This is a genomic window from Vibrio sp. D3, assembly GCF_043995865.1.
In the GTDB taxonomy this organism is placed as follows: domain Bacteria; phylum Pseudomonadota; class Gammaproteobacteria; order Enterobacterales; family Vibrionaceae; genus Vibrio; species Vibrio diabolicus.
In genome coordinates, this window is record NZ_CP171887.1 from 1,965,015 (window position 1) to 1,984,131 (window position 19,117).

Sequence of the window (19,117 nt, forward strand, 5' to 3'; positions counted from 1 at the left end):
CTTGCGCTACTTGCCATAATGAAAAGTATGGCAAATATCTCACAGCTTGCAGGTTTAAAATTAAGAATCTGATGTTGAAATTAACATCAAGTTTCTTTATCTATTTGGGTTCAAACAATCTTTGACCAATGGTTATCCCATTGAACACCACTAAAAGAAGCGCTTTTATGTGTTGTTGGCCTTTGCTCAACCACTTTGCCAGCACCAGAGCTGACCCTGAATTCCTTTCCATATGTCACCACTCCCGATGCATCTGGCAAAGCACTTAACTCAACCAACTTCCCTGTAGCTTTGGACCATATCCCATAACAACTGCCCGGAGGAGAAGTCGCAAGGATCCATTCATCCGTCGCCGCGATACTCGCGACATAGTGATTAAATCTCGCCCACTCTTCGGGTTCCGCATGTAAAGATTGCATCACGCCTCCACGAGTGTGCATCGCAAGTAAAGCTGGGTATTCATCCGGCTCTCCACGATATTGCTGACCACACAGTACCGTCTCTGCACCATCATGCGCTAAATGACGGATGCTCAACTTATGATCTGGTAAAGAGACTTGATCCAACAGCTCACCTTCTTGTGAAAGGTAACTCAGGCTTGGTCTCATGCTATTAAGATTGAGCGGTTCACGGCCGTTGGTGTGTACGCCACCGACGCCAATCGCTAATGCGCCATCAGGCATCATGATCACTTCATGAGGGCCAAGGCCAAAACCTGTTAACTCATCGATCTTTTGATATTGCTTTTGCACATCATAAACACCGATGATCCCACGGCTTGTGCCCCTTTCTCCTTCTGTCGCAAATAGCAACGTGCCGTCACGGGAGTAAACACCATGACCATAAAAATGGCGATTTGGCTTTGCTAGCCGCAGTTTGATCATCTGCTCTGAGCGATAATCAAACACCATGAAGAAAGTACCTGGTCGACGACCAAAAACTACGGCGTGGCCTTGTGGGTTTGTTGCCACACCGTGACCACGTTCAGGAATCGGCAATGAAGATAGCGGCATACCATGCTCATCCGCCACCACCGCTGCATATTTATCTCGGCCAATGATAGAGCAGCCGATCAACGCAGGCTCACGTGAGCTTGTTGAAGCACAACCAAATGGCAACATAGGTGTAGCCGCCCCGAATAGAGCGGCTTTCAGTAAGGTTCGGCGGGTTTGATCAGTCACCATCGGTTGCATTAAATCCTATAACCACGCCAAGCTCGATCGCCACCTCTTCATGGATCAAGTACTTCAATTGCTCTAGCTTATTGTATTGAGCGAGTACCATGCGGTAGCCTTCTTTACTTTGTAAAGCCGTGAACAAACTCTTATCTTCCGGCCATGTTTCCAACGCCATTTCAAACTGGTGAACAACACGGTCTGCGAGACCTGCATGGCCTTGCTCTCTTAGTAGAGTATCTAGACCATTACCGTTGGCAAGATACAGCGCTTCCATTGCTTCAAGGTTTGCTTTTAAGTTTGAAAGCGACGTCTCTGAACGCCAAGATTCAGAAAAGTAAGGACGAGGCTGACCAATTTTAGCTAACGGTCTGCTCAGCTTTTTCATACTGTAGTCAAGCTGATTAGAGAGCAGCGAAATGTATTCGGATTTCCATTCCGTCATCTCTAACGACTTCCAAGGATTTTGTGCCCAAGAATCTGCGATGATCTGCGCTTTGTTCTCTAGGTTTTCAGCAATTGCAACACCTGTCGCACAGGTATTGCTGTTGCTAGATAAGGTCGACGCTTTATCGTAAAGCAGCCATTCTAGTGCACCTAGGCCTTGTACAGTAACACTTTGCGTGGAGATCTTTTCCGCACTCCAAACTTGGTCAGATTTCGTCAGCACAGACATTTTTCGGCCGGTGGTGTTCTTTTTATCTGGCCAAAACTGGACATTCCAACTTTGCTCCAACGCCGTAGCAGGGCCACGCTCTTGACCTTGTAATGCCATCCACGTCAGCATAGTTTGGTGCCATTGCTGTTTTACTTGCGCATCATCTTTCGTCTCTGATGAGCAGTAATCCGCGAAGCTTTGTTCAAGTTCTGTGGTTTGCGCTAAAAACGTCTGCGCAGATTGAAACTCAACTTCGTAGACCGCTTGAGAAATATGACTTGTACTCTCAGGCTTGGCAGAGCTTGAACCGACTGTCGATTGGCAACCAACCAAACTTAACGTTGCGGCAATCGCACTCACTAACAGTGTTTTTTTCATGGTTGCTTCCTTATAGAGAATTCAGAAACGCAATCAATGCATCACGTTCTTTTTTGTTCAGTGCTAGCACGTTTTGTTTGGCCGTTTCCGCTTCACCGCCGTGCCACAATACCGCTTCCATCAGATTACGGGCGCGGCCATCATGTAAGAAGTAACTATGCCCGTTTACTTCTTCGGTATAACCAATGCCCCATAGGGGTGCCGTTCGCCATTCACGGCCGTTTGCTAAGTACTCAGGACGGTTATCGGCTAAACCTTCACCCATGTCATGCAGAAGCATGTCTGTATATGGATGGATAAGCTGCTCAGAAAGCGCTGGTAACTCTGGTCGCTTCGCCGTTTTGACACTGGTCTTATGGCAGCTTTCACAGCCAGAAGCCGCAAAGATTTTCTGACCGAGTTTCACGCTAGGATCGTTCATATTTCGGCGAATAGGTACGGCTAAGTGCTGGCTGTAAAACTCAACGAAGTCGAGAATATTTTCACTCACTTCGGGTTTGCCGCCATTTGGCATGTCGTCACAAATACTTTGTTTCGAGGTACAGTTTTCATTGGGGAATAAATGGCTCGTCAGACCCACATCACCATTGAATGCTGCTGCATTTTGCTGCATTAACGTCGGTTGTCCGGCTTTCCAGCCAAAACGACCAATCGAGAAGTCGTCCTTCTCAATATCCCAAACCTTGTTTACTTTACCTGAGATACCGTCTTTATTTGCATCTTGTGCATCAGCCCATGCAAGTAGCGTTTCGTCAGGAATACTCTCTAACAAACCAAGGCCGATCATTGGCGGTGCAACACGCGCTGAAAATTCCGTATCAGGGTGCATATCGCCGTAACCTAGATCGGTAATATTCAAATGAGGTTTTCTTAGTGTCACCGTCGCGCCGTCTTTAAACTTCACTGGCACATCGGTGTACGTGATTTCGATTTTTCCTTCTGGCGTTTGATCTTGCAGGGCAAAGTCTTGGAGCTGGCCGCCATAAGTCGGCTCAGGTATAACGCCGTCTCTGATGTACGCTGTTTTTTGTTCTGACGTCATCGCAGGGATGCTCAAACGCACTAACATGGACACCGCATGCAAATCATTTTGCTCTGGAGGATGACCACGACCATCTTTGATGTGGCAGTTTTGACAACCATTTGTATTGAAAAGAGGTCCCAAACCATCTCTGGCATCGGTAGACGCTGGCGCTTGTACCCAAGGGTTGCGGAAAAAACTATTGCCCACGCTAAAATCAAGACGTTTACTCATAGGAAGGTTCGCGGCAGGAAGAGAATACGCGTTGGCGCCTTCTTTTTTGACGCTCGTTTGTCCACCAGATTTCACATCATACGCGATAGCAGTAGAAGAAAAGATCACGGCCAAGGCCGAAATTAAGTAAGGCTTCATATCATTGCTCTAAAACACAACAAGAGGGGTGGGATAACAGCGAGTTAAAACGGTAAAGGGCTCAAACGAGCCCTTTCAATTATTTTTTGTACTTTGATTAAAACTCGTGGTCTGCAGTATCAGGGCTTAGGCTATCAATGCCAATGATACCCGCAGCACGTTCAATTGAACCGGTTTGAGCAACCAATGACATGATGGTGTCATTCACTAACGTGTTGCCTTGTGCATTACCCGCTGCAATTAACTGGTCGAAGTGTTGGTTGTTCTTCTCCGCAGACGTAACCAATTTACCAACTTGATTACGCGTAACATCAAACTGCTTCTGGATCTCTTTAGCTGCTTGTTTGTCTTTTTGAGCCACTAGGTCAGCAATACTCGGACCAGAAAGCAATGTGCCGTCTTCACGCTTGTAAAGACCTGTGTAAACGTTATAGATGCCCTGCTCGTTGTAGTAATGAGAGTTGTGCGTATTGTCTGAGAAACAATCGTGCTCATCTTCTGTCGAGTTTGCTTCCAACGCCACCTTCATGCGCTCACCAGCAAGCTCACCTAAAGACAATGACCCCATACCGAACAACATTTTACGTAGGCCATTATCCGCAGAATCATTAAGAAGCGTTTCACGGTAGTTGCCTTTCACTTCCGCAGACCACTGTTTTTCCATCCACTCAAGATCTTGAACCAGTAGATCGGCTGCCGCTTTTAGGTACTCACCACGACGGTCACAGTGACCATTCGTACACTCAGGACCGACAACGAAGTCTGTGTAAGCGCGCTGACCTGCGCCTGCGTTTGTGCCGTTTAGGTCTTGACCCCAAAGTAAGAATTCAATCGCGTGGTAACCTGACGCAACGTTTGCCTCAGAACCACCTACTTCGTTGAGATCCGCTAGCAATTCTGGAGTAATTTTTGCAACGTCTAGTTTAGAAGCACCAATCTGTAAACTGGTGTTTGCGATGATGTTTGCAGCTGCGCCTTCGTTACCGAGTTCATATTGGTAATCTGTCGCTACGTAGTCAATTAGGCCTTCATCAAGTGGCCAGGCATTTAACTGCCCTTCCCAGTCATCAACAATCGCGTTACCAAAACGGAATACTTCAGATTGTTGGTACGGAACGCGAGAGTCTAGCCACGCTTGTTTTACTTCTTCAAGCTTATCCGCTGATGGCGATTTTAGAAATTCGTCGATTTTTACGTCGAGCGTTTTCGCCGTTGTCACTGAGTCAGCAAAGACTGCATGTGCAACGTCTGCATAATGTTCAACGACTTGTTGTTTCGTTACTTGGGCAGCAACGGTAGAACCACTGGCAATGAGGAGTGATGCAGCAATAGATTGGACTAAAACTGTTTTTGCATTCATCTGAAGCATCCTTGTTGAGCAATTTATTTGTTTTATTCGTAGTGCTAATTATTCTTATTTGCACTATTAGTCACGAGATAATACAAATTTACAATTTATTTTCAACTCTAGATACAAAAAAAGCCTCATCATTGTGAGGCTTTTAACATGCAAAACTGATAATTTAATAAATAAAATCAGAATTTTAGATTGTGCTTACCATGAGAAACTTTTGCTTTTAGGTAGCTTTCATTACCATCTTTAATATGTGCAGAGGTATTGACAACCTCAACAATCTCGATGCCGTATTCTGCTAATTCACGGATTTTCTTAGGGTTGTTGGTCACAAGGCGAATTTTACTTACACCTAATGCTTCGAGCATTTGCGCTGCTTCAGTGAAATCACGAAGGTCATCGTCAAAACCCAAATGGTTGTTTGCTTCATAGGTGTTCATACCTTGGCTTTGCAAACGGTACGCATCAATCTTGTTGTATAGACCAATACCACGACCTTCCTGACGTAGGTATAAAATAATACCGCCAGATTCGCCCATGCGTTGAATGGTTTCTTCTAATTGCTCGCCGCAATCACAGCGGGATGAGTGAAAAACATCACCAGTAAGACATTCTGAATGCATACGCACCAAAGGCGTTTCTTGCGTTTGATCCGCTTGCCTAAAGATAACTGCCACATGCTCTTTATCTGTCTTCAGGCCACGAAAAGACAGGATTTCAGCATCGATATTACTTTTAGCCCCGACTTTAAAATCTACTCTGGCACGTACTTCCGCCATATCTATACTCACTCGATTTATTGCTTGATGCGCTTGATGCGTTTTCGTTATTGCATTCATGGGATTCACTCATTGCTCTTCAACTATGGGGATTGATACCGCATTTTTCAATATAGAGATCACAATTGAGAGCAGTTATCCCCTAAAGACAGCCAAAGAGAACAACTCCCCGCGCTGACGAATTGTTATAGTATAACAATTTTGAAAAACTACAATAAAAAACCCCAGACAAATTTTGTCTGGGGTTGATAATGAGTTGTATGTAGGGGTGATGATTTAATGTGTTTGGCTACGTTTCCAAACCGTAAGCTCTATCCATACCGCTTCGAGTTCTTGAATTTCTTCTTCGGTTAATACGGCAAGAGACGATGTAACTTGAGGCAGTTTCGAGGTTTGCAATGCACGAATCTGCGAATAAAAGTCTTTTTTTAACTGTAATATAACTGAATCCACTGCGTGCACCTACTTAGTTCTTTTATTACTTCTCCAGCTCAAATCGTTGATTTTCTTTATACTGGAATCTTCATAAATTCGGAAAAATGATAACATTCTGTTTGTTATCTGCACGATTTATTTCCCATAGTGGAATAGTGGTCACATTATTGACGCTTTATCATTTTGATCGAAAATAGGATAAAAAAGATCAAAAGTAATAGAGGAAAGATCCACAACGCCGCTGTCGAATAATTAAATGGTGGCTGATACAAAACGATATTCCCATATCTCTGAACCAAATAATCTTTTACCTCTTGATCCGTGCTTCCTTCGTTTACCATCGAGTACACTTTCAATCTTAAATCTTTAGCGGCTTGTGCATTAGATTCAACAAGGTTTTGGTTTTGACATTGCGGGCATCGTAAAGCCTTAGCTAATGTATTTGCTCTTTGTTGCAGTTCAACGGAATGAAATTCAAACAGATCAACATGCTGCGTAATTTGCTCTGCTTTGACCCAAGAAGAACACAAAGAAAACAAAACAATAATGAAGTAAGCATATTTAAAGTGAGACATTAAAATACCCTGAAAATAACGAGTTCCATTTGTCTATTGTTAACTTACCTCTATATTTGATCAAAACATTGCCATTTTGATCAATTAAGTAAGTTTCAGGCGTTCCTATTACACCAAGTTCAACCGCCAGTTGCCCATTAGGATCGGATATAACTTCGGTATATGGATTGTGTGAGGAGCTCAAATAGCGCTTAGCCGCGCTCTCTTTATCTCGATAGTTAAGGCCAACGATGGGCACACCTCGTCGAGCTAATTTGAGCAAATCATCATGTTCTTGTTTACAAACCCCACACCAAGACGCCCAAACATTCAATAGCACATAACCTTGATTTTCTAGTACTGCATCGGTGATTCGATTGCCTGAAATGAGTGAGTAAGCGGTAAAATCCGGGATAGATAACACACGATTTTGTTGTATTTCTACGTTTGGTCTATCGGATAATGCCATTGTCGCGGTGACAACAAAAATCGCAACTAGCAATATGAGAACGATCAGTTTAAGCGTATTTTTCGATCTCATTACCCTTTCCCCTTAGATTCATCATACTCCCCAAAGCACTTATTACGATTAAAGCGCCACCAAACCATATCCACCAGATACCCGCCCGATATTGCACTTTAATTGCGTAGGCGCTGTTGTCGAGCTTGTCACCCAAAGTGATGTAGTAGTCTCCATGCCACAGTGATCGAATAGCGGGCTCGGTCATATTCATCACGCGTACAGGGTAATGCCGTTTCTCGGGGTGAAAGTTCAGCGCCTTACCGCTCTCCAAATAAAGATCAACACTCCCCTGTTCTGCGGTGTAGTTCGGCCCAACTAACCATTCAATCCCATGGTAATCAACGGTGATACCCGCTTTTTGATACGAGCTACCAGGCTCTGCCCGTAAGTTGTATTCATACGAATAGTCACTATTAAATACTGCCCCGCTTGCAGCCAACGCAAAGCCAACATGAGCAAGAAACATAGGCATTAATTTGCTCTTGTTTTCTGCACAAAACAACAATAGCACATGAGAAACCACTACCCACGTCGCTAATTCCAGAGTAATCAAAGTCGTTATATGAAGCTCTTTAGTAGCAACAACGAAAATAGCGCTAACCGCAATAACATGAATACCGACAAACCCAATAGTTTTAACGGCATGAGGATTGGCTCCTTTCGTCCACTTCAACACGGGCATAAAGGCGAGAAAGGTCAGAGCAAGTAATGTAAGGGGAAAAACGAGGCTGTTAAAGTAAGGTGCCCCAACGGATATATTACCCAGGCCAAGCAGTTGATAAAGCATTGGGTAAAAGGTACCGAGGAAAACAATCGCCATACAAACAACGAGAAGTCCAATAGCGATGTATACCATGTAGGCACGACTTATTAACGAATCGAGCGTAAAACGAGGAATATGTAGCCCTCGCATAATAAGCATACCAAAGGTGACAACCACCAAAACGCTGAGAACAGCAAGAAGTACTACACCTTTGGTTGGATCAACCGCAAACGCGTGTACTGAGGTTAATACACCTGATCTCACCACAAATGTGCCGAGAATACTCAAACTGAACGTCGCAAAAGCCAATGCGTAGGTGCTCCAAATTGCTCCTTTATTACGCTTCGACAACACACCACTATGCAGTAATGCAGTACCCATTAACCAAGGCAGCAAAGACGCGTTTTCTACCGGGTCCCAAAACCACCACCCGCCCCAACCTAATTCATTGTATGCCCACCAAGCACCGATCAAAATTCCAATTGTTAGCGTACCCCAAGCAAAGAAAGCGGCACTACGGGCAACACCATACCATTCATTTATAGGTCGTTTCGCTAATAACGCAGCTAAAGCAAACGCCAGTATCGCGGCATAACCAACGTAACCCAAATACAACAGCGGCGGATGAATAATAAGCCCGATATCTTGCAACATCGGATTGAGATCTCGTCCCTCCAACGCTAGTGTCTGAGCATACTCAAAAGGATTGGACGTGGTGAGGGTAAACCAAGCGAAAATAGCAATAAGTAAGTTCATGATACCCAAGCAATCGCCTGTATATTGAGTGCAAACTGGCGACTTGATAGCAATAAAAGACGCCCATAAGCTCAACGTAACCACCCAAAACAACATAGACCCTTGATGGCCGCCCCAAGCAGCTGCAATCTTAAACGCGATAGGTAACTGGCTGTTCGAGTGTGTAACCACATACTCAAGCGCAAAATTATCCTGAATAAAACAGACTATCAAAAGCGCCAAACAAACTAAGGAGGCTAAGCTGATAATATGAGACGTTGCGGTTTGGTGTGGCAACACTCCCTTCTTCCTCAGCGTAAAGCAAACCCAATGCAGCAGCGTCGCACATGTCGATGCGACAGCCACCAATATCAACAAAAAGAAACCGAGCTCAGCCTCCATTTTGCCTCCTTACACGATGGTCATTTGACCAGCATAGAGAATGAAAGTACGCAGCATGAGTACGCCAACCAAGCTCAACGTTGTGACCGCAAAAACGTAACTTCCCCTATGACGAACTTCTGAAGGCGTTAGCCAGTTTAGTGTCAACGGTGTGATCATTCCGATGAGCACCACCCCAACCCAGAACCACTGAGCCCAGAACCCACTCGAAATGGCATTCCAAGCCGCGGCTTCATTTTGCCCGCCACTAAAGATAAGCCCAGTAAAGAATGTCACTAGGACAAACAGCTCAAACAATACTACTGGGCGTTCAAATCCGTGTACCCAAGACACACTTGGGCTGCTGGTCGACTCTTTAAATACCAAGATGCCGAACATCAAGCATGCTGCTGCGCCAGATGACAGACTAGAGAACAGGAACAAGATTGGCAGTACTGGATTGTTTAGCATTGGGTAAGTCTTCAATGCAGACAATAAAAAGCCGGTGTATGCCGCAAGCACGATGGCTAAGAAGCCCAAGAATAATTCAATTGCGTTGTTGGCTTTCCCTGCTTTAATCAAGATGCCATCGGCAAAATCCAATAATTTACTCGGCAACTTTCCTTCGCAGAAGCTGATGATTTGATGACGGAAGATAACGCCGATCCAAACAAACAGCACTAGCATGTACACTTGGAACAAGACAACGCCCATCGACATCACGGAAGTCGGGTTGTAGTAAATCATGATCTTCCAAAACTCAAGCGGTTTAGTTAAGTGGAAAATCAAAATCACTAAGCCAGAAATAATGCCAAATGGCGCTAGCCAAGCCATTGCTTTTATAATGCCATTGTTTGCGGGATCACCTTCAATCACTTTGCGTTTTAAATAGATAGAAATCATCACCGCACCTGCTGACATCCCAGCGAGGAATAAGTAAATCGCAATAATCCAATCCCAGACTAACGAGTCAAAGTGGAATGCACTTTCGAAGCCGTTCATGATGACACCTCCCCTTTACTATGCGGAATTTTGTACAGTTTAGGCTGCGTACCTAAATGCGATTTATCGCGATAGACAACATGGCTTTCGATAGCTTTGCTCACCTCGCTAGCTGGGTCATTTAAATCACCAAAGATGAGTGCTTTTGTTGGGCAAGATTCCACGCAAGCTGGCTGCTTACCTTGCGCCAGGTTGGTATCGCGGCAGAAGTTACATTTATCCGCAGAGTGATCGACTGGATTAAAGAAGCGCACTTGATAAGGACAAGCAGCAAGGCAATAACCACATCCGACACATTTCTCTTTGTGTACATCCACAATGCCCGTCGCTTCATCTTTGTATGCTGCGCCTGTTGGGCACACATAGACACATGGTGGATTATCACAGTGCTGACAGGATTCGCGAGTAAACTGGTATTCCACATCTGGGAATTCGCCAATCGGTTCACTGCGATGAATTTTAAGTCGCGTCACGCCTTCAGGGACTTTATTTACTTCGCGACAAGCATCGGTACAAGCGGTACAGCCAATGCAGGCATTTTCATCATGAACCATACCCATGCGCTTCGCTTGTTCACTGTTGCTGGCATAAAGAGAGGAGCTAACAACGGAAGTGCCCGCAACGCCTGTAGTTAAAATCAACGCACCGCTGCTAGCTAAAAAGTTTCTTCTCGAACATTTCATGCTATCTCTCCTCTTCTTTGGCAAGTTCAGGTTCGACGGCAAATTCAGAGTGACAATCCACACACTGCGTAATCAGCTGTTTTCTGTCATAAGACAAAGCTTTGGTTTTTGCGGCATGAACATCATGACAGTTTGAACAAGTGAGATTCTTGGCGTGCACATCGTGCGTCCAATGCTTTTCTCTTAACTTAAGTGGCGCGTGACAATCCACACACTGGCTATTAGCTTTGAGAATCAAGCTTGGGTCAAGGGACACTTTGTCGTGCACCGCTTTCGATTGCGCAGCAGAAAACTTAATCACATCGGGTGCACCTTCACGGTGATCAGGGCCGATGTTGCTGTGACAGTTAGTGCAATTGAGCTGCTTACCTTGACTCAATAACGCTTGCGAATCATGCGATAGATTCAGAGTATCTTTAGCATCCTTATGACATTGAAGACATTTATAGTCTCGGTCACGGATCAACTCGACTTGATGACGCTCAGCTTGAGCACCTTCAACTGGCTCTGAAGAAGTCGCATGGGCGGCGGTGAAAAAACCATAGATGGCAAAGATGAAGAGAAATTTCAGCATTGTCTCTATGGTCAATTTTATATTGCCCATATTTTTCTTTCCTTAGCTCGATAATAATTGATAACTCTTATCAACTATTATTTGAGCAACAATTAATTTCCTCTGAAGATATTTTTACACCTTCAAATGACATCAATTCTTATTTTGGAAAGCCACAACGCTAAACCTGTATTTATAATACCTCTATAATTCCTAAGAGGTAGAATCACATGTTCAAAAAGCGACCTTAATCACCTTGCTTTTAGAATGGTTATACTCATAACACGCTGTGATTAAAGGGGATTACAACATACCACTTTAGGGGTATATGAACTTAAACATGATTAAGATCACTAGCATAAATTGATCTAAAACAAGGCCAATTTCGGTCACTATTTCATCTATTCAATTCACTATTAATATTAACGATAGATCTCCGATTCTTATTTGGAATAGCTCCTCACAACGCTGCTAATAAAAACGAATATGGAGATAACACCGTGAGCATAAAACACTGGATGAACGCACCTATCGCGGTTGCGACCTTATTCGCCAGCCAATTATTTTTGGTTGGTGCTCCTTTGGCGGCAGAGGATACTGGTCTCATAGAGCCTCGCAATGATACCTTTGAACAAAACCATCCTGACCAATATCACTCTTGGAAAGCCACATCGGAAAGCGAGCATATTGAAGATGCCTTAAGTGAAGACCCAAACATGGTGATCTTGTGGGCTGGTTATGGTTTTGCTAAAGACTACAACAAAGCGCGCGGTCACTTTTACGCGCTTGATGATGTGAGGCAAACCCTCAGAACTGGCGCACCAGCAGACGAAAACTCCGGGCCAATGCCGATGGCTTGTTGGAGTTGTAAAAGCCCAGATGTCGCCCGCGTAATTGAAGAGCGCGGTGAAGACGGCTATTTTGAAGGTAAATGGGCGCGCTTGGGCTCAGAAATCGTCAACCCTATCGGTTGTTCCGACTGTCACAATACGGGTTCTGAAGCCTTCAAGAAGGGCGAACCCGCACTGGCACTGACTCGCCCATACGTCGAGCGTGCTTTTGACACCATCGGTAAAAACTTTGATGAACAGTCTCGCCTAGATAAGCAAGCATCGGTCTGTGCTCAATGTCATGTCGAGTACTACTTCACAGGTCCGACTAAAGCAGTCAAATTCCCATGGGACATGGGGACCAACGTCGCTGATATGGAGAAATACTACGACGCGTTGAACTTTAAAGATTGGACGCACGCCGTTTCTAAAGCACCAATGCTTAAGGCGCAACACCCAGGTTTCGAAACTTGGAGAGCGGGTATTCATGGCAAAAACAAAGTGGTGTGTGTGGACTGTCACATGCCTAAAGTAACCAAAGAAGACGGTACGGTATACACCGACCACAAAGTGGGTAACCCGTTTGATCGTTTTGAAGACACCTGTGCGCAATGCCATACTCAAACCAAAGAGCAGCTACAAGGCATCGTTTCGACTCGCAAAGCGCAAGTACTAAACATGAAGCTAACCGCCGAGAAGCAAATCGTAGCGGCGCACTTTGAAGCAGGAGCAGCGTGGAAAGCGGGTGCAACAGAAGCAGAGATGCAACCTATCCTACAAGATATTCGCCATGCACAATGGCGTTGGGACTACGCGATTGCTTCTCACGGTGTTCACATGCATGCTCCTGAGGTAGCACTTGAAGTACTCGGTACCGCAGTTGATCGCACCGCTGACGCCCGTACCAAGTTAGTTCGTTTACTGGCAACAAAAGGTATTACTGACCCAGTTCAAATTCCAGATATCTCGACCAAAGCAAAAGCGCAACAAGCACTAGGTATGGATATGGAAAAGATGAACGCAGATAAGAAGCACTTCTTAGAAACGGTGGCACCAGAATGGGATAAAGCAGCTGCTGAGCGCGAAGCAACGTACTGAACAGTATCGATTACACAAGGTTAAATAGATAAAACGAAGGGCGCACGTTGCGCCCTTTTTGTTTGATAGAAGGCAGAGGAAAACAGATTAGCGACGAGGAAGTCTCGGCCTAGGCTGAATATGTGGACGTGTTTTAGGCATCTGCACATTTGGGCGTGTAACTGGGCGCTGGATCTTCGTTTCCGGCAATGCTTTTCTTTGTTGAACCTTTTCTTTCACCGCTTTATCTTGTAAAGCCATAGGCTCGATGCGCTTGGGGCGGTTCTCCCACTTGGTTTGAATCTCCTGCTTTTGCTCGTCAGGCAGCGATTGCCAATGATCGTCAAGCTGTCGCTTCATGTTATCGATATTGGCGGACATATCATCGTCTTTCCAATCTTCGACTTTGTCTTTGATGGATTGCTGTTGCTCTTCATCCAAGCCATTCCACCACTCTTCTAGTTTCTCTTTGTATTCATCGTCGTTGTCGCAACAACCCGGATAGTAGTAAATCCAGTAGTCGTCATGATCGTACCACCAAGGGTCGTAATAACCGGAAGAGTAATAAACCGCAGATGAGGTGCCAGAATGTTCGGAAGAGCTACAACCCACTAACACGGAGCCGCACAGCGCCACCAATATTCCGAACGCTTTATTCTTCATTCGTCCCCCCACCTTTCTTCTACTTATTAGAGTCTACTCCTACAACAGCTCTTTCGCTTTATTGATCGAGTTAATAATTTGTACTCGATCCAAGCTTGGATCGTTCGAGTCGAGCAATAGCACCCAAGTATCAATGGCTTCCTGAAAGCGGAATGACAAAAAATGATCATTGGCAATCAAAGACAAAGCCGCTTCATTGTGCGGTTCTATCTGCAAAGCTTGTTCTAGAAGCAAACTGACTTCTTGCGTCATTGATTGCTGGTGAATGTAGTATAAGGTCGTCGCTTTCGCAGCAAGTTGCGTGGCACCGACTGGCTCAGTCAGTTGGATGGCGTAATCAAAACAAATCAGCGCGCCATCCAGTTCTCCCTCTAGCAGGTAGCCCTGCCCTAACTGAAACCACAATTCTGCATTGTTTGGATCTTCACGCAATTGGTCTTGAATTTCCTGCATGATATCGCGAGCAGTCATCATTCGAGAGACTTCAGCTTGAATAGGTTGTGGAGGAGATTGACGCAACAATAAGAAGCTAGCGCTGGTTAACACTAATACCAAAGCACAAAAACCGAACCATTGTGCCGCTCTTACTCTTGAAGCGCTGAGCGATAATACGACGACGAATAATCCCATCAAAGTGATGGCAATGAAAAACCAAACAGACATAACGCGCTCCCTAGACAAACTGAGTATTAGTGTACTGGTTTAATGCTTGTATTGCGTTGATAGAGGTACAAAAAAGCCGAGCAACTGAGGCTCGGCTTTTTACATTAGAATAGTGACGAAAGATTACTCTTCGTTACCTTCCTCTGCATCATCAGCGGCTGGTGCTTCTGGAGTATCTTGCTGCGTATTTTCGTCTGTTGACTCTAACGCTTCTGCTTCTTCACCAGCAGGCAGCTCTTCGTCATCAACTTCTTCAATACGTTGCAAGCCAACAACAGATTCGTCTTCCGCAGTACGGATAAGCGTTACACCTTGCGTGTTACGACCAACCTGGCTAACTTCACCCACACGAGTACGTACTAGTGTACCAGCGTCGGTGATCATCATCATTTCATCACCTTCAACAACCTGGATAGCACCAACTACCGGGCCGTTTCGCTCAGAAACTTTGATAGAAACGACACCTTGAGTGCCTCGACCTTTTGTCGGGTACTCGCTCAGCGCTGTACGTTTACCATAACCGTTTTCTGTAACCGTTAGGATGTCGCCTTCGTGCGAAGGAACGATAAGTGATACAACTTGGTCATTTTCAGCCAGTTTCATACCACGAACACCAGAGGCAGTACGACCCATAGGACGAACACCTTTAAACTTGATCTCTGGCTGACCATTCTCATCAAGAACTGGCTTACCATTTTCGTCAAGTACTGGAATTTCTTCTGCTTCTTTAAAGCGAACCACTTTACCCGCTTTAGAGAACAGCATGATTTCGTTTTCGCCGTTAGTGATATCCACACCGATTAACGAATCGTCTTCACGTAGGTTTACCGCAATCAGACCATTTGAACGAACATTTGCAAATTGGTTCAACGGCGTTTTCTTAACCGTACCGTCACCTGTTGCCATGAAGATGAATTTGTCTTCAGAGAATTCATCAACACGCAGAATCGCAGTAATACGCTCACCTTCTTCTAGTGGAAGGATGTTCACAATTGGCTTACCACGAGCAGTGCGGCTCGCTAGAGGCAATTGGTAAACTTTCAGACGGTATGTTTTACCGCGAGTAGAGAAACACAAGATGTTATCGTGGGTATTCGCCACTAGAAGACGCTCGATATGGTCTTCATCTTTCATCTTGGTCGCACTCTTACCTTTACCACCACGGCGCTGTGACTCGTAGTCGCTCAGTACTTGGTACTTAACGTAACCACCGTGCGATAGAGTAACCACAACGTCTTCACGTGCGATCAGCTCTTCCATGTCGATATCATGGCTCGCAGCTGTAATTTCTGTACGACGAGCATCACCAAAGCCGTCACGAACCGCTTCAAGTTCTTCGCGGATCACTTCCATCAAACGCTCAGTGCTTGCAAGGATATGCATGAGTTCAGCGATTTCTTCTAGAAGTGTTTTGTATTCGCCAAGAATCTTCTCGTGTTCTAGACCTGTTAGTTTATGTAAACGTAGATCTAGAATTGCTTGTGCTTGTTGCTCTGTCAGGAAGTACTGACCATCGCGGATGCCGTATTGAGGTTCTAGCCATTCAGGGCGCGCAGCATCTGTACCAGCACGCTCTAGCATTGCTGAAACGTTGCCTAAATCCCAACCACGAGCGATAAGGCCCGCTTTTGCTTCAGCCGGTGTTGGCGCCTTACGGATAAGCTCAATGATTTCATCAATGTTGGCAAGCGCTAGCGCTAAACCTTCAAGGATGTGGGCACGTTCACGCGCTTTACGTAGTTCGAAAATAGTACGACGAGTCACAACTTCACGACGGTGATCAACGAAGCACTTCAACATATCTTTCAGGTTGAATAGCTGTGGTTGGCCATTGTTTAGGGCCACCATGTTGATACCGAAAGTGGTTTGCAACTGAGTCTGAGCGTATAGGTTGTTTAGAACAACTTCGCCCACAGCGTCGCGCTTACATTCAATAACAATACGCATACCGTCTTTATCTGACTCGTCGCGTAGTGCACTGATGCCTTCAACTTTCTTATCTTTAACTAGCTCAGCGATCTTTTCGATCAAGCGAGCTTTGTTTACCTGGTATGGGATCTCAGTGACGATGATGGTTTCTTTACCATTCTTCTCCACTTCGATGTCCGCTTTCGAACGCATGTAGATTTTGCCGCGACCTGTTTTGTACGCGTCTACAATGCCTTTACGACCACTGATCAGCGCCGCCGTTGGGAAATCAGGACCAGGAATGTAATCCATTAGTTCATCAATAGTGATTTCTTCATTATTGATGTATGCAAGACAGCCATCGATCACTTCGCCAAGGTTATGAGGCGGGATGTTGGTTGCCATACCTACTGCGATACCAGAAGCACCGTTAACCAATAGGTTTGGAATTTTAGTTGGAAGAACCGCTGGGATCTGCTCAGTACCGTCGTAGTTTGGTACGTAGTCTACGGTCTCTTTGTCTAGGTCAGCCAATAGTTCATGGGCAATTTTTGCCATTCGAACTTCGGTGTAACGCATTGCCGCAGCAGAGTCGCCATCGATAGAGCCAAAGTTACCTTGACCATCGACCAGCATGTAACGAAGCGAGAACGGTTGAGCCATACGTACGATTGTGTCGTACACAGCACTATCACCGTGTGGGTGATATTTACCGATTACGTCGCCGACAACACGGGCTGATTTTTTATATGGTTTGTTCCAATCGTTGCCTAGTACGTTCATCGCGAATAAAACGCGGCGGTGTACTGGTTTTAGGCCATCACGCACATCTGGAAGAGCACGACCCACGATGACTGACATCGCATAGTCTAGATATGAACCTCTAAGCTCATCTTCAATGTTTACGGGCGTGATCTCTTTAGCTAAATCGCTCATAGAGCCATTATCCCTCTATTATCTGATCGTAATTACGATACGTGTAAGGTGCAAAAATATAACACACAATTCATCACTTCGGCATCACTTTCCCTCTCCTTTTATCAGGTTGTGAGCTTGGTTATGAATCAAATGTCGAGAATTTGCACACTCATCCCATATCTTTCTGATTAGTGGTTATATTTCGGTCAATATTGAGCAAAATCGGACTCTGTACGTATGGAACTTAGTTGAAATCGTTAATCCCAATATATCCACACAACGTCAAAAATGCCGGTTTTAGAGTATTGTCACTGGCACTAGTTCAAGGATGAACCAAAAACATGCAAGCCCTTTCAAAGTTACAGGAGCCTGTTGTTGCCGCACCAGTGAACTCTGTCATTGTCCCTTCACTAAGCACGTCGAGGTTGTTTGGTTATAAAACGTTGGAGTATACTGACGCCCTCTAAAGGACTCAGATTGAATGCAATAAAACCAATTATGACTAAAGCACAAAACGTCGACCCAAGTGAAATTAAGAAATTCGAGGACATGGCTTCTCGATGGTGGGATTTAGAAGGCGAGTTTAAGCCACTTCATCAAATTAACCCCCTTCGTTTGAACTATGTACTTGAAAAAGCAAATGGCTTGTTTGGCAAGCGCACACTTGATGTCGGCTGTGGTGGTGGCATTCTTGCTGAAAGCATGGCGAAAGAAGGCGCTATTGTGACTGGACTTGATATGGGCAAAGAACCTTTAGAAGTCGCGCGACTCCACGCACTAGAAACCGGTACTCAACTGACCTACATTCAGAGCACAATAGAAGACCACGCTATAGAAAACGCTGGAACTTACGATGTTGTGACTTGTATGGAGATGCTTGAACACGTTCCAGATCCTCTCTCCGTTATCCGCTCTTGTGCTGCGCTAGTCAAACCCGGTGGTCACGTGTTTTTCTCAACCTTGAACCGAAACATCAAGTCATACTTGTTTGCTATTGTCGGTGCAGAGAAGCTTCTTAAGATTGTTCCTGAGGGGACTCACGAGCACGAGAAGTTTATCAAGCCTGCCGAAATGATGAAGATGATAGACCAAACAGACCTAACGGAAATGGGCATTACGGGCCTGCATTACAACCCTCTTAATGACAGTTACAAACTCGGCCGTAATGTAGATGTAAACTACATCGTTCATACTAAAAAATACTGAACGCCGTTATGTTAAAAAATGCGTTTTGTGATTGACATTTTTTGTAGAAAATGAATCGAAAGCGGTAGCACAAAGTTGCCGCTTTTTTTGTCTTTTTATGCCTAAAATTCGTGCTCTAGATTCCATTTTAACCAACCTATTTTTCGTAGATAAAAACGGCCAAAGATCAAGGAAAATATTTTTGCATGCGGTTATTTCTAAACCGATCTCAAAACCGTGCTTTTAACCATTCAAGTCTGCCCTTTTCTCATCGGTTAGTGTTCACTTACTGATTTTTTTCATTTTGTCAGTTATCCACAAGTCATCCCCGATCTGTACCTTGATAAATCAGTGTAATAGCACTATCTTGTAACCCGCAAACAAATGAACCCCTATATGTTGTGTTTAAGCGACAATATATAGATAGACTTTGATCACAAAGCCGCCGCAAGCTTTACTCATATTGCACATAAACAAACAAAAATACGGCTTTTATCAGTTTTCTTA

The 19,117-nt window shown here is 44.8% G+C and carries 17 protein-coding genes; 2 read left to right on the forward strand and 15 right to left on the reverse strand.

Features of this window, described 5'->3' with window-relative positions; all coding sequences use genetic code 11:
* Positions 1-110: 110 nt before the first annotated feature.
* From ACHFJ9_RS17100 to nrfB, 12 genes are all read right to left on the reverse strand, one after another.
* Entirely contained in the window at positions 111-1,193 is a 1,083-nt protein-coding gene (locus tag ACHFJ9_RS17100; RefSeq protein ID WP_395355651.1) for a DUF1513 domain-containing protein, read from the reverse strand.
* Positions 1,174-2,211 carry an imelysin family protein gene (locus ACHFJ9_RS17105; protein ID WP_074191508.1) on the reverse strand — a complete coding sequence of 346 codons (1,038 nt, stop codon included), beginning with the start codon at positions 2,209-2,211 and terminating at the stop codon, positions 1,174-1,176. Before ACHFJ9_RS17105 ends, ACHFJ9_RS17100 begins: the two co-directional genes overlap by 20 nt.
* Before the next feature lie 10 nt (positions 2,212-2,221).
* On the reverse strand, positions 2,222-3,604 hold the full coding sequence (locus tag ACHFJ9_RS17110; RefSeq protein ID WP_167426426.1) for a di-heme oxidoredictase family protein: 1,383 nt from the start codon (positions 3,602-3,604) through the stop codon (positions 2,222-2,224).
* Between the two features lie 97 nt (positions 3,605-3,701).
* The gene (locus ACHFJ9_RS17115) at positions 3,702-4,964 is read right to left on the reverse strand and encodes an imelysin family protein (RefSeq protein WP_005394757.1); all 1,263 of its coding nucleotides are present in this window, start codon (positions 4,962-4,964) and stop codon (positions 3,702-3,704) included.
* A gap of 176 nt (positions 4,965-5,140) precedes the next feature.
* Positions 5,141-5,797 carry a GTP cyclohydrolase II gene (gene ribA / locus ACHFJ9_RS17120; RefSeq protein WP_005394759.1) on the reverse strand — a complete coding sequence of 219 codons (657 nt, stop codon included), beginning with the start codon at positions 5,795-5,797 and terminating at the stop codon, positions 5,141-5,143.
* Positions 5,798-6,013: 216 nt separating this feature from the next.
* A complete protein-coding gene (locus ACHFJ9_RS17125) occupies positions 6,014-6,190 on the reverse strand; it encodes a hypothetical protein (RefSeq protein WP_005394761.1) in 177 nt (58 codons plus the stop codon).
* A 146-nt stretch (positions 6,191-6,336) separates the two neighbouring features.
* On the reverse strand, positions 6,337-6,747 hold the full coding sequence (nrfF, locus tag ACHFJ9_RS17130; protein WP_395191674.1) for a heme lyase NrfEFG subunit NrfF: 411 nt from the start codon (positions 6,745-6,747) through the stop codon (positions 6,337-6,339).
* Positions 6,734-7,267 carry a DsbE family thiol:disulfide interchange protein gene (locus ACHFJ9_RS17135; protein ID WP_053808914.1) on the reverse strand — a complete coding sequence of 178 codons (534 nt, stop codon included), beginning with the start codon at positions 7,265-7,267 and terminating at the stop codon, positions 6,734-6,736. Before ACHFJ9_RS17135 ends, nrfF begins: the two co-directional genes overlap by 14 nt.
* Positions 7,245-9,149 (reverse strand): heme lyase CcmF/NrfE family subunit, encoded by a 1,905-nt coding sequence (locus tag ACHFJ9_RS17140; protein ID WP_258485987.1) that lies wholly within the window; start codon positions 9,147-9,149, stop codon positions 7,245-7,247. The genes ACHFJ9_RS17135 and ACHFJ9_RS17140 overlap by 23 nt, the downstream gene beginning before the upstream one ends.
* 9 nt (positions 9,150-9,158) lie before the next feature.
* The gene (nrfD, locus tag ACHFJ9_RS17145) at positions 9,159-10,130 is read right to left on the reverse strand and encodes a cytochrome c nitrite reductase subunit NrfD (protein WP_006743139.1); all 972 of its coding nucleotides are present in this window, start codon (positions 10,128-10,130) and stop codon (positions 9,159-9,161) included.
* Positions 10,127-10,813 carry a cytochrome c nitrite reductase Fe-S protein gene (gene nrfC / locus ACHFJ9_RS17150; protein ID WP_012841634.1) on the reverse strand — a complete coding sequence of 229 codons (687 nt, stop codon included), beginning with the start codon at positions 10,811-10,813 and terminating at the stop codon, positions 10,127-10,129. The genes nrfD and nrfC overlap by 4 nt, the downstream gene beginning before the upstream one ends.
* 1 nt (position 10,814) lies before the next feature.
* Complete coding sequence (nrfB, locus tag ACHFJ9_RS17155) at positions 10,815-11,417, reverse strand: cytochrome c nitrite reductase pentaheme subunit (RefSeq protein WP_395355656.1); 603 nt, start codon at positions 11,415-11,417, stop codon at positions 10,815-10,817.
* Between the two features lie 467 nt (positions 11,418-11,884).
* Between nrfB and nrfA the strand changes: the two genes are divergently transcribed.
* On the forward strand, positions 11,885-13,294 hold the full coding sequence (gene nrfA / locus ACHFJ9_RS17160; protein WP_395357460.1) for an ammonia-forming nitrite reductase cytochrome c552 subunit: 1,410 nt from the start codon (positions 11,885-11,887) through the stop codon (positions 13,292-13,294).
* Positions 13,295-13,381: 87 nt separating this feature from the next.
* On the opposite strand, the gene ACHFJ9_RS17165 is transcribed toward nrfA, so the two are convergent.
* From ACHFJ9_RS17165 to gyrA, 3 genes are all read right to left on the reverse strand, one after another.
* Positions 13,382-13,936, reverse strand: a complete 555-nt coding sequence (locus tag ACHFJ9_RS17165) for a hypothetical protein (RefSeq protein WP_395355658.1) — start codon at positions 13,934-13,936, stop codon at positions 13,382-13,384.
* A 39-nt stretch (positions 13,937-13,975) separates the two neighbouring features.
* The gene (locus tag ACHFJ9_RS17170; RefSeq protein WP_006743142.1) at positions 13,976-14,599 is read right to left on the reverse strand and encodes a cytochrome c; all 624 of its coding nucleotides are present in this window, start codon (positions 14,597-14,599) and stop codon (positions 13,976-13,978) included.
* A gap of 123 nt (positions 14,600-14,722) precedes the next feature.
* Complete coding sequence (gene gyrA / locus ACHFJ9_RS17175; protein ID WP_005394780.1) at positions 14,723-17,443, reverse strand: DNA topoisomerase (ATP-hydrolyzing) subunit A; 2,721 nt, start codon at positions 17,441-17,443, stop codon at positions 14,723-14,725.
* A gap of 480 nt (positions 17,444-17,923) precedes the next feature.
* Here gyrA and ubiG point away from each other — a divergent pair, with 480 nt between their 5' ends.
* The gene (gene ubiG, locus ACHFJ9_RS17180; protein WP_074191519.1) at positions 17,924-18,631 is read left to right on the forward strand and encodes a bifunctional 2-polyprenyl-6-hydroxyphenol methylase/3-demethylubiquinol 3-O-methyltransferase UbiG; all 708 of its coding nucleotides are present in this window, start codon (positions 17,924-17,926) and stop codon (positions 18,629-18,631) included.
* Positions 18,632-19,117: the final 486 nt, after the last annotated feature.